The sequence below is a fragment of the Paenibacillus sp. 01T424 genome (assembly GCF_056398745.1).
Window position 1 is genome coordinate 1 of record NZ_JBFTPZ010000049.1, and the last position, 11,924, is coordinate 11,924.

13 protein-coding genes are annotated in these 11,924 nt (G+C 48.4%); all 13 read right to left on the reverse strand.

Annotated features, from left to right (window positions below; translation table 11 throughout):
- Positions 1-131: 131 nt before the first annotated feature.
- The 13 genes from AC1DPK_RS28310 to remA all read right to left on the reverse strand — a co-directional run bounded on the left by AC1DPK_RS28310 (position 132) and on the right by remA (position 11,860).
- Positions 132-893, reverse strand: coding sequence for a Stp1/IreP family PP2C-type Ser/Thr phosphatase (locus tag AC1DPK_RS28310; RefSeq protein WP_076268271.1), 762 nt, complete (start codon positions 891-893; stop codon positions 132-134).
- A 7-nt stretch (positions 894-900) separates the two neighbouring features.
- Complete coding sequence (gene rlmN / locus AC1DPK_RS28315) at positions 901-1,947, reverse strand: dual-specificity RNA methyltransferase RlmN (protein ID WP_076268270.1); 1,047 nt, start codon at positions 1,945-1,947, stop codon at positions 901-903.
- Positions 1,948-2,048: 101 nt separating this feature from the next.
- Positions 2,049-3,563 carry a 16S rRNA (cytosine(967)-C(5))-methyltransferase RsmB gene (rsmB, locus tag AC1DPK_RS28320; RefSeq protein WP_477512341.1) on the reverse strand — a complete coding sequence of 505 codons (1,515 nt, stop codon included), beginning with the start codon at positions 3,561-3,563 and terminating at the stop codon, positions 2,049-2,051.
- The gene (gene fmt / locus AC1DPK_RS28325; RefSeq protein WP_477512342.1) at positions 3,560-4,516 is read right to left on the reverse strand and encodes a methionyl-tRNA formyltransferase; all 957 of its coding nucleotides are present in this window, start codon (positions 4,514-4,516) and stop codon (positions 3,560-3,562) included. The genes rsmB and fmt overlap by 4 nt, the downstream gene beginning before the upstream one ends.
- Before the next feature lie 4 nt (positions 4,517-4,520).
- Positions 4,521-5,006 carry a peptide deformylase gene (gene def / locus AC1DPK_RS28330; RefSeq protein WP_218639590.1) on the reverse strand — a complete coding sequence of 162 codons (486 nt, stop codon included), beginning with the start codon at positions 5,004-5,006 and terminating at the stop codon, positions 4,521-4,523.
- A 42-nt stretch (positions 5,007-5,048) separates the two neighbouring features.
- The gene (gene priA, locus AC1DPK_RS28335) at positions 5,049-7,541 is read right to left on the reverse strand and encodes a primosomal protein N' (RefSeq protein WP_477512343.1); all 2,493 of its coding nucleotides are present in this window, start codon (positions 7,539-7,541) and stop codon (positions 5,049-5,051) included.
- Positions 7,541-8,752, reverse strand: a complete 1,212-nt coding sequence (gene coaBC / locus AC1DPK_RS28340; RefSeq protein WP_477512361.1) for a bifunctional phosphopantothenoylcysteine decarboxylase/phosphopantothenate--cysteine ligase CoaBC — start codon at positions 8,750-8,752, stop codon at positions 7,541-7,543. The genes priA and coaBC overlap by 1 nt, the downstream gene beginning before the upstream one ends.
- A gap of 256 nt (positions 8,753-9,008) precedes the next feature.
- A complete protein-coding gene (locus AC1DPK_RS28345) occupies positions 9,009-9,533 on the reverse strand; it encodes a YfiT family bacillithiol transferase (RefSeq protein WP_076268265.1) in 525 nt (174 codons plus the stop codon).
- 111 nt (positions 9,534-9,644) lie between these two features.
- The gene (locus AC1DPK_RS28350; RefSeq protein ID WP_477512344.1) at positions 9,645-10,190 is read right to left on the reverse strand and encodes an NUDIX domain-containing protein; all 546 of its coding nucleotides are present in this window, start codon (positions 10,188-10,190) and stop codon (positions 9,645-9,647) included.
- Between the two features lie 24 nt (positions 10,191-10,214).
- On the reverse strand, positions 10,215-10,475 hold the full coding sequence (locus AC1DPK_RS28355) for a hypothetical protein (RefSeq protein WP_477512345.1): 261 nt from the start codon (positions 10,473-10,475) through the stop codon (positions 10,215-10,217).
- A 267-nt stretch (positions 10,476-10,742) separates the two neighbouring features.
- Entirely contained in the window at positions 10,743-10,952 is a 210-nt protein-coding gene (gene rpoZ, locus AC1DPK_RS28360; protein ID WP_053375625.1) for a DNA-directed RNA polymerase subunit omega, read from the reverse strand.
- 16 nt (positions 10,953-10,968) lie between these two features.
- Entirely contained in the window at positions 10,969-11,586 is a 618-nt protein-coding gene (gene gmk, locus AC1DPK_RS28365) for a guanylate kinase (protein ID WP_441886903.1), read from the reverse strand.
- A gap of 13 nt (positions 11,587-11,599) precedes the next feature.
- Positions 11,600-11,860, reverse strand: a complete 261-nt coding sequence (gene remA, locus AC1DPK_RS28370; protein WP_005548256.1) for an extracellular matrix/biofilm regulator RemA — start codon at positions 11,858-11,860, stop codon at positions 11,600-11,602.
- Between the last annotated feature and the right edge of the window lie 64 nt (positions 11,861-11,924).

An 11,924-nucleotide genomic window follows, 5' to 3' on the forward strand; every position in this document is an offset into this window, starting at 1 on the left:
CCGCAGCACCTTCACTGCGACTTTTCTATTAAGCAGCACATCATGCGCTTTATACACAAGCGCCATCCCGCCGCCGCCTATGCGAGTCAATATTTCATAACGTCCGCCTAAATCCTGTCCAATCATCCTTGTCACCCCTCTCGATTCGTGCCAGCTGCTTCTTGGAGAAGTACGACAGTTATATTGTCGTCCCCGCCTGCTTGCAGCGCAAGCGAAATGAGATGATCAGCTTTTGCATCCAGCTCAAGTTGATCCGTCGTGACCGTTTGCAGCATTTCCTGATCGCTCACCATATTTGATAATCCATCGCTGCACAGCAGCAGCACATCCTGTGCGGACCACTCTACCGCTTGAACATCGATTTCAACTTGAGAATCCGTACCAACTGCACGAGTCAGTACGTTGCGCCTTGGGTGGTGAGCAGCCTCCTCTGCGCTAAGCTGGCCAGACTTGACCAATTCATTCACAAGTGTATGATCATTCGTTAATTGTGTAATGACGCCCTCGGTAATCTTGTAAGCGCGACTGTCTCCCACATGGCCTATAATAGCGTTGTCCTGTTTCACTAAAGCGGCCACGATCGTAGTACCCATATTCCGATACTGCTCGTTCTGGGAAGCAAGCTCAAAGACAGCGTCGTTCGCCTGCGAAATCGCTTGTCTTATGAGCATTTTTCCTTCTTGCAGAGACAAGTCCTCTTTAGCGGCGCTTTTCTCCAGCATGCTTCGGAAAGCGTCAACTGCCCTCTGGCTTGCAACGTCTCCAGCCTGATGGCCGCCCATGCCATCAGCTACGATGGCAAGCGTTACTCCATTATTCAGTTGACTTACCCATGATTGGTCTTCATTGACATGACGAACCCGTCCAATATCACTGCGGTTTGCCGTTAACAATCAATCATCACCTCGCCTGAGACTCCATATGTTTTGCTCTTAATTGGCCGCATGCAGCTGCAATGTCATGCCCTTGTTCCCTGCGGATCGTTACACTCACTTTATTTTTCTCAAGTACACGCTGGAATTCAAAGATGTCCTCGCGCGGAGTCCGAACATAATTGCGTTCAGGAACATGGTTTACAGGAATCAAGTTAACATGGCACAACATTCCTTGCAGCACGTCTGCCAGCTCCTGCGCATGCTCAGCTTGATCATTAACACCGCCGATCAAGGCGTATTCAAATGTTATTCTCCGGCCAGTCTTCGCAATATAGTTATGGCAAGCTGCCATTACATCAGCAAAAGGAAAACGACGGTTAACCGGCATTAGCTTTGAGCGAAGCGCATCATTTGGTGCATGGATCGATAGTGCCAAGTTGATTTGTGTATTCTCCTCGGCAAACTTGTACATGCTCGGCACGATGCCGCTAGTCGAAACCGTAATGTGACGCTGACCGATGTTTAGGCCTTTCTCGTGGATCATAATACGCAAGAAAGCCATCGTTGCATCATAGTTCTCGAACGGCTCCCCAGAACCCATAATAACGATGCTGGATACACGTTCTCCGGTAGCATCAAGCATCATCTGCGCTGTAACAACCTGCGCTACGATCTCGCCTGCAGTCAAGTTGCGTTTCAAGCCGCCAAGCGTCGAAGCACAAAACGTACAGCCGATTCGGCAGCCGACCTGTGTCGTTACACAAATACTGTTGCCGTAGTTATGGCGCATAATAACAGTCTCAATCGCGTGGGCATCATGAAGTCCGAATAGAAACTTCACGGTTCCGTCCTTCGATTCAAACTTTGTAATCTCGTTAAGCGTAATAATTTGGAAGTTCTCCTCCAGCTTATCGCGAAGGGCTTTCGATAGGTTGGACATATCTTCAAAGCTCTTTACCCGCTTCACATATAACCAATCAAACAGCTGTCCGCCGCGAAATGCCGGCTCACCATTATCTGTCATCCATTGTTGAAGCTGTTCGAGCGTGTAGTCATATATGCATGGTTTCATTTCATCACACCTGTACCTTTATAGTAGGACGGCTCATAGAAGCTGAACACCGCCATCGATTTATTTTACCACAAACGCCCATGTTCAGCCATAAGCAGCGATTATGGACGCTTTACCATCCTTGCTATGAAAAATCCGTCACTGTCAAAATGCTGTGGAAGCAGCTGAGCTTGACCATTAAAATGCTCATCGATGGCTCCAGCTTTCATCAACTGATCAACGATAGCCTCTGGCCAATTGCGATCCAATTCAAATTCAGGATGCTCCTGCAGAAACCGAGCTACTTGCTGCTCATTTTCTTCCTTCTCTATCGTACATGTGCTATAAACAAGCACACCGCCAGGGCGCACTAAATCACATACAGAATGCAATAAACGCTGTTGAATGGCAGCGATATCCGATACGTCACCTGCGGTTTTGGTCCATTTGATTTCCGGTTTGCGTCTAATAACGCCGAATCCAGAGCATGGTGCGTCAAGCAACACGGCATCCATCGATTGCGGCTTGAAGCGCTCGCCTAATTTTAGAGCATCTTCGGTAATCGCTTCAACATTGCGCAGCTTCAAGCGCTCGGTTTGCGTCACAATTAAATCACGTTTATGTGCATGCAAATCATTCGCCCACACCTTGCCTTTGCCACCCATCAGTTCTGCCAAATGCGCGCTCTTTCCACCTGGTGCCGCGCAGCAATCCAGCACTTGCATGCCGGCTTTTGGCGCTACAATTTCAGCTACCAGCATGGAGCTTTCATCCTGTACCGACCAAACACCCTCGCGGAATCCGTCCGTATCAGCCAGATTGCCTCCGCGATTAATCGTAATACCTGCAGGAGCAATGACAGAAGGCTCAGCTTCATATCCTGCTGCTTTTAGAAGCTCGATCGCTTCTTCACGATTGCCCCTTAGTGTATTAGCGCGAACGCTTGTATGCGGATGCTCATTGCCCGCAGCGCAGATAGCTTCTGCCCGCTCATAACCGTATGCCGTAGCCCAGCGGCTTACTAGCCATTCTGGATAGGAATGCCGCAGCGCAATTTGCATAATTGGATCTTTATGTTTAATTTCAGCTGGCTGCAGCTCAGCTCGTCCGCGATCGATGCTGCGGAGCACGCCGTTAACCATACCTGAAATACCGGAATGTCCGCGTTTCTTTGCAATCGTAACCGCTTCATTCACAGCAGCATGTGCCGGAATGCGATCTAAGTACAATAGCTGATAAGCACTCATTCGAAGCAGCTGATGTACCCAAGGCTCAAGCTTATTCAGCCCTTTGGATACAAAGCGGCTAAGCCAGTAATCAAGCGTCACTTGTCGCTGAATCGTGCCGTAAACAAGCTCGGTAACAAGCCCGGCGTCCGCTCTCTGCAAACCTGCATCCTGCAATGTGCGATTAAGCTGCAAATTGCTGTATGCACCGGTTTGTGCGACCTTTACTAATGTATCCATTGCCAGCTCACGCGGAGATTTCACCTTGCGCGGCCCCGGCTGCTGTTGTCCATTTTGAGCAGACTGCCCGCCGGCAGCAGGTCGTTTATGACCTGCTTTCGCTCCGGATTTTCCTTTTGCTCGGTTGCTGCTATTGCGATTTGGACTTGGTTTTTGTGTACTTTCCGTCATGCTGCTCCACCATCTCCTAATCGTGTGCCCGCTTCTAAGCGAGCACCCTTAAGCCAATCTGCTGCGGTCATCGTTCTTTTTCCAGCGGGCTGAATTTCTTTCAGCACTAGTACGCCTTCACCCGTTTGAACATGAATGCCGCTGCTGTCTGCTGCAACTACGGTTCCTGGCTCAGCAGCAGCTTTAGCTGCTGTGGCTGCAGAAGGAACTCCGCAATTCCACACTTTGAATACTTCTCCGTTTAAGTACGTAAAGGCGCCGGCCATTGGCGACAATCCTCGCACCTGATTAAAGATGGCACGCGCAGGTCTTGTCCAATCAATTCGTTCATCATCGCGGGTCAAATTCGGTGCATAGGTTGCTTGCTCATGCTGCTGCGGCTCGGCTTTTACTTCTCCAGCAACGATTGCAGGAAGCGTCTTGCCAAGCAGTTCAGCACCTGCGATGCTCAGCTTCTCAAACATCGTGCCCGATGTATCCTCATCGGTAATTGGAAGCTCCACGACGCTAATCATATCGCCGGTGTCCAGTCCTTCTGCCATATACATAATCGTCACGCCAGTTGAACTCTCGCCATTAATGATCGAACGCTGTATAGGTGCGCCGCCGCGATATTTCGGCAGCAGCGAGCCATGCACGTTGATGCATCCAAGTCGAGGGATTTCCAGCAGCGCCTTCGGCAATATTTGGCCGTAGGCTGCCGTTACGATAAGATCCGGCTGCATCTCAGCAACCATTGCAACCGCCTCCGCACTGCGCATGCGCTCAGGCTGGAGCACTGGCAGTCCAAGCGACAACGCCGCTTCCTTTACAGGCGGCGGCGTCAGCGTTTTTTTGCGGCCCTTCGGCCGATCAGGCTGTGTTACAACAGCGACAACATTATATTGCTGCTCAAGGAGCAGCTTCAAAGAGGGAACGGCAAATTCTGGCGTCCCCATAAATACGATACGCATGAAGCTATTCGCCGCCTTTTCTAGCTCTTTCCGAAATGTCGTAGATGCTCTCCGCCAAATCGGTAAACAAAATGCCGTTCAAATGATCAACTTCATGCTGGAACGCGCGCGCGAAGTAACCAGATGCTTGAACAGTAAACGTCTGTCCGCTGCTGTCTTGTCCGGTTACCACAATGCGATCAGCACGCAGCACGTCGCCATTAAGATTCGGAATGCTAAGGCAGCCCTCAGGACCAAGCTGCTCTCCTTCTTGCTCTACGATGACGGGATTAACCATCTCGACCAAACCATTCTCATCGCCTACATCTACTACAATAACACGCTTCGAAATGCCGATTTGAGGCGCAGCAAGACCTACTCCCTCTGCATCGTACATCGTTTCAGCCATATCTTTTAACAGCTTTTGCAAGTTTGCATTAAATTTCGTTACTTCCTTCGCCACTTCCCGCAATACTGGATCTGGCTCTTTTACAATTATACGGATACTCATAGTATTCCCTTCCTTTACGTTCATTAAAATAGTAATAGCTATTTATAATATAACTTGTGGATCTACGTCAATACTGAATTGCACCTGGCGCTGCGGCGGACCATCCGTAAACGGGACGAGTGCCTTGCGAACAAGGGCCGAAGCATCGATACTCCCACGATATTTTATCACACATTGAAAACGGTAGCGATCTTTCATTCTTGAAATCGGCGATGCTACTGGCCCAAGCACCTCCAGCGCTCGACCAAAACCGCTGCTTAGCGAAATAAGGACGCCTTCATTTTCCGCTAATTCTCGCAGATCAGAAGCAAACCGTTCACTAATGGAAGATAGCAGCGGCAGCTGCTCATGAGACATCGTAACGAGAATCAGTCTGCAATAAGGCGGATAGCCCATTGCACTGCGATGACGCAGCTCTTCACTTACAAAAGCGGTGTAATCATGCTGCTGAGCGGTCACTACTGCATAATGCTCGGGAGCATAGGTTTGAATGACGACTTCACCTGGCAAATGATGCCTGCCTGCACGTCCCGCAACCTGTGTAAGCAATTGAAACGTTCGTTCTGCTGCGCGAAAATCAGGCAAATTTAGCGATGTATCGGCAGCAATTACGCCAACTAGAGTAACAAAAGGAAAATCAAGACCTTTCGCTACCATTTGCGTACCGAGCAGTACATCCGCTTTACGCTCGCCAAACTGCTTCAGAAGCTTTTCATGCGAATTCTTTTCTGTAGTTGTATCCACATCCATGCGAATAACACGAATGCCCGGGAACAGCTTCGAGAGCTCTTCCTCAACCCGCTGCGTTCCAGTTCCAAAATAACGAATATGCTCGCTTTGACAAGAAGGACATGTGGTTGGGGCCTGCTCGGCATGCCCGCAATAGTGGCAGCGCAGCGCCCGTGATTTCTGATGATAGGTCAATGAAATATCGCAGTGGGGACAAGCTGCAGTATAGCCGCAAGACCTACACATCACAAATGTTGAGTAACCGCGTCTATTTAGAAGCAGCACCGATTGCTCTCCGCGCTCGAGCCTATCAGCAAGCGAGCTGTGCAGCAAGCGGCTGAACATCGAGCGGTTGCCTTCCTTCAGCTCCTCGCGCATGTCGATAACGGCAACCGGCGGAAGCGGTCTGTCGCCTACACGGCTAGGCATTGGCAGCAATGCCGGCTCGCGGCCTTCGTCCCGGGCAGACAGCGGCCGGCTAGCCGCTGCAAAGGATTCCAGCGATGGCGTTGCCGAACCAAGAACGACTGCCGCTCCATGCTGCTTCGCTCTTCTGACCGCCACATCACGAGCGTGATACTTCGGACTTTCCTCCTGTTTATAGGAGGATTCATGTTCTTCATCAATTATAATAAGCCCAATTCGTTCAAATGGTGCAAAAATAGCGGAGCGTGCGCCAATGGCTACCTGAACTTGGCGGCTGCGAATTTTTCGCCACTCATCGTATCGCTCGCCATTCGAAAGCCGGCTATGCAGCACAGCAACTGCGTCGCCAAACCGTCCTTTAAAACGCTCAACCATTTGGGGCGTCAGCGAAATTTCAGGAACGAGTACAATGGCCTGCTTCTCCTGCTCCAAGCAAAATTGAATAGACTGCAAATAAACTTCCGTTTTCCCGCTTCCCGTTACACCATGCAGCAGCATCGTCTGAGGCTCGCCTGCATCAACTGCTCTAACGATACGGTCATAAACATCTTTCTGGCCTTCTGTCAGCTCTAGTGGAGTCGTTCGTTCAAATTCTCTACCCGCATAAGGATCGCGCTGCTGCTCTACCTCTCTAAGCTCAAGCAGCCCTTTCTCTGCGAGTGAACGAACACTTGCCGCAGAGCCCCCTGCCAAAGTGAGCAGCTGCTGCAGCGCCAGTGGTCCGCCATGCTCCAGCATAAAGGCAAGCACTTCACGCTGCTTAGCCGCACGAGAAGGCAAGGCTTCCATCTGTACGCGTACAGCCTCCACATTATCTGGCACATATACGGTCAGCACCTTGCGTACAGCAAGTCGATCGCGAATTGAAGTTTGTTCGACCAGCACACCTTCGCGAAGAGCAGCCTTGACGGCCTTTGCATGCTCAGGAAAACGCTCCAGCAGCACTTCAAGTTTAACAAGCTGTCCGCTGCTGCCTAGCCACTCCAGCATAGCTGGCGGCAGATCCACCATTGCTGCTTCTTCGTCTTGAATGCCAACCAGCCGTTCAGCCTTTCCCTTCAAGGCTGCCGGAATCATAGCCTGAAGCGCTGTCGTCCATGAGCAACAATATTTATCGCTCATCCATTTCGCAAGTTCAATAAGATCCGGCAATAAAGGTGGAACATGATCGAGCAGCTCTGAAATCGATTTTAATCGATTTATAGCAACATCGGTCGTCTCCGACAGTTCCGTGACAAACCCTTGCAAGACGCGGCCGCCAAAAGGAACGCCAACGCGGCTGCCGACCTCAATCCAATCTTCAAAGGCTGCAGGCACTTCATAGTCAAACGGCCGATCCGTCTGGCGGCTCGGYACGTCAACAATTACTTTAGCAATCATTAGCCGTTCCCTCCAGGAGACACTAGCCGCCCTGCAATCAACTCCAGCAAGCGATTCGCAACCTCACGCTTAGACAATAGCGGCATCTTCTCCACGAGTCCTTCTGCGCCATACACCTGCACAATATTGGTATCTCCGTTAAAGCCCGCTCCGTCCTTGCTTACATCATTAGCAACGATGAGGTCGCAATGCTTGCGGCGCAGCTTGTCCATCGCATAATGCTCGATCTGCTCCGTTTCTGCCGCAAAACCAACAAGAAACTGCTTCTGCTTGTGCTGTCCCAATGTCTCCAAAATATCCGTTGTACGCTCTAGCTCGAGTACGAGCTTCTCGCCTTTTTTCTTCATCTTCTGATCGCTTACATGTACCGCTCGATAATCGGCTACCGCTGCCGACTTCACGACAATATCCATGTCGTCATAGATGCTCGTTACAGCTTCAAGCATTTGCTGCGCGGACTCCACACGAATGACCTTCACACCTGCAGGAGGCTCTGCTGATGTACGGCCCGCAACTAAAGTTACATCAGCGCCCATCATCAGCCCCGCCTCAGCAATTGCAAAGCCCATCTTGCCTGACGAGTCATTGGTCAAATATCTTACCGGGTCCAGTCGCTCAATCGTTCCACCTGCAGTAACAAGCAATTTTTTCCCTTTTAGCTTACCGTTTTTGCTAAACCACGAGTCGATTGCAGCTACGATATCTTCCGGTTCGGCAAGGCGTCCTTTGGCAACATAGCCGCATGCGAGCTGCCCGGTGCCAGGCTCAACAAACATCACGCCGCGCGACGCCAGCAGCTCCAAATTATGGACAACGGCTGGATGCTCATACATATGTACATTCATCGCTGGCGCTATGAGTACCGGACAAGTAGCAGCAAGCAGCGTTGTGCTAAGCATATCATCAGCGTGACCTCCGGCTAGCTTTGCTATTGCATTAGCAGTAGCCGGAGCAATGACGACTAAATCCGCATGATCAGCCAAATGAATATGAGAAACTACCGCAGGATCTCTCTCATCAAACGTATCGATATATACGGGATTGCGAGATAACGTTTGCAGCGTGAGCGGCGTTATAAATTTTGTTGCCGATTCAGTCATGATGACGTTCACATTAACGCCCGCCTGCACCAGCTTGCTGCAAAGCGCTGCGCCTTTATAGGCTGCAATTCCGCCTGTGATGCCGAGTATAATTGTTTTTCCTTTTAGCATGGTGTATCTCCCGTCAAGCGCAAACAGCAAAACCCATCCTTTGGCGGCAATAGTCCGTTTCATGATGAAATATAAACTGCTTTCACAATATGTTAACATCAAATTTTATATTTCAAATGCAAACGGCAGAAGCCGCCCAATGGCAGATAAGCTCGTTACGCGATAAAATGATAAGCCGCATAATAAGTATCTAGCTTATCATGTTATAGTATTTGAAATGTGTAACTTTATTTGTCATTGATAATTACGAATTGTACTACCAATCCTTGCGTTCCCTTAAGCTTGTAATTTGGGCAACATGATGTTTGCCATGCCAAGCTACAAATCCAAGAAAATAAGCTAATCCAATTTGACTGCCCTTCTCTGGATGATAGAACATTTTTTCGAAATCTGAAGCATTCATTGAACGAAGCAGCAATACCCATCGTGCATAAATACCCTCTACAATCGCTAAGCTGATATCTGTCGATGCTTGCAGGCTGTCAGCGGTTTCTGCCCAGCGTTCCCCGTTAAAAGGCTTAATCGTCGGATTGGACTCCGTCAGGGCAAGCTTGAATCGTGTGAAACTATTCATCGATGCATCTGCCAAATGATGAACTACTTGGCGCAAGCTCCATCCGCCGCTTCGATAAGACGTATTCAACATGTCTTCATCCAAATCTGCCAAAGCTGCTCTTAGCTGTCCTGGGAGCTTCTCAATCTCTACAATCCATTGTTCACGCTGCTTAACCGTCATTCCCTCGAACGAGTACCTGCCAATTGGATAACGTAATTTGTCCATTCCGTTCCCTCCTGTTCATTCGTCCTGCACCTGCAAACACTGCTTCTATCATATCATATGCGGCAGAAAATTCTAAGTAATCCATTCACATTTCAAGCTGTAATTTATGTTTTATTTCCCTTGATTAAGCGCTGCTTTTCTTAACTGATGAGCAAGCTTGTACAGCTCGGCAATATCATATCTGCCTATTTGCTCGAACCTACCTACTGCCTCGCCAATATCCACGACATCAACGGCAATGACTTGCTCGCCGTCTGGCGGATTAAGCGGTGCCTCCACCAGATTAACCTCGCCATAGCCGACTAGCCGCACAAAATGTGGGTGCGGAATATGCGGCCTATATGGCTCATCAGCAAACGAGCGGCATTGAAAGCAGCCAAACAACGTATAAGAAACCAATTCTGCACCAAGTTCTTCTTTCACTTCACGAACAAGTGCGTCCATATGGTGCTCGTTAGGCTCTAAAGTCCCTCCGGCAAGTTCCCATCTTTCGTCATCTAGCTTCATGACTACATATTGATCGCCAACCGTAGGTATGATGCTAATATTGCTAACAGATTCTTCCGCCACTTCGTAATCAAGAGAGAAACAATTTTCAACCAAACCCCATACTATACCTTTAGATAATGTTGGAAAAGATTGCAGGCTTATGTTCATTTTGATGTTCGTCCTTATCGACTATTATTGGTTATTCATCATTTTCAGAAATTCAAAGATTCCAACTGACATGCCAATCCCTACAAGCACAATAAGAAAGCCAATAACAAAGTTCATCCATCCTGAGCGTTTGTGTCTTGGCTTAGCAACGATCCGCTTGACCTGTTCATCGAGCTTGTCTAATGACTCTTTTATTTCGCGGAGTTCCTGTTCATCTGCCATCATTCTCGCACTCACAGCCTCTCTTTGAAACGTTATGACCTGCTCAAACTCGCTTATCAACAATATGTTTGTTCTCTTTGATTTCTTTCCTCAGCATTTGGATCTCTGTATTAAGCATTTCCACTTGCTTTGTCAATTTAGACGAGTTTATCGAATCTCGGATAATAAATGACAATAGAAACAAGAAAACAACCATAATTATAATCGTAAAAAAGATGGGATCCACAGGATTGCTCCTTTCAAAAATTGTGCGCATTAAAAAAGAAAAAGGAGTGTAATACTGTCTCCAGTATACACTCCGCTGTTCTGTTTACTATAATAAAACAGATCTTAATCCTCTTTTGTTGCTAGGTTTTCCACTTGGAGAATGTCACCGTAAATTTCTTCTAGTGCCACACCAACATACTTGCGAGAGCGCGGGTTTTTAAGCTCCGACTTGTCTCCGTTGCGAAGCATGCGTGCGCGTCTTGAAGCTGCTACGACAAGCGTGTATTTACTGTCAACTTTTTTCACCATTTCATCAATGGACGGATATAACATCGTTCATTCTCCTCACTCATGCTTTCTCAATTGCGGCAACCATTCCCGAAACGTAAGGTAAATATCTTTCTCTGCGGCAATGCTCTGCAATCATGATGCTGCGAATACGATCGCATGCAGCATCTATCTCATCATTCAATACCGCATAGTCGTAGTGACCGAGCAAATTCATTTCTTCAACGGCCACAGACATGCGATTATTGATCGTATCCAATGTTTCAGTACCACGTCCGGTAATTCGCTGCTTCAGCTCATCCAAAGACGGCGGCAACAGAAATACGAAAATACCTTCGGGAAACTTTTGTTTCACCTTAAGCGCTCCCTGTACCTCGATCTCCAAAATAACGTCCTTGCCGCTCTCTAAAGTTCGTTCAACGAAATCACGCGGTGTACCGTAGTAATTACCAACATATTCAGCATGCTCCAAAAGTGCGTCACGCGCAATCATATCTTGGAACTGCTCTCTGCTTTTGAAAAAATAATTCACGCCATCTACTTCACCCTGACGCGGTAGCCTGGTCGTTGCCGACACAGAATAAACCAGCTCAGGAACCTTGTTGCGAAGAACCGAACAAACCGTTCCTTTGCCAACCCCTGAAGGGCCGGACAATACAATTAACAATCCCTTATCCATATTACTCCCCGTACTATTCGTCGTTATCGTCGTCCTTAGTGGATAATCGGTGCGCAACTGTTTCTGGCTGAACCGCCGATAAAATCACATGATCACTATCCGTAATAATTACAGCCCGTGTGCGACGACCATATGTAGCATCGATCAGCATATGTCGGTCACGCGCTTCTTGAATGATTCTTTTAATCGGAGCCGATTCAGGGCTTACGATTGATATAATGCGATTTGCAGATACAATATTACCAAATCCGATATTAATAAGTTTAATAGCCAAGCCTCGTTCCTCCTCCGCCTACGGTCTTCCCTTGTGCATCTGTCTACAAATGTTCAAATACCTT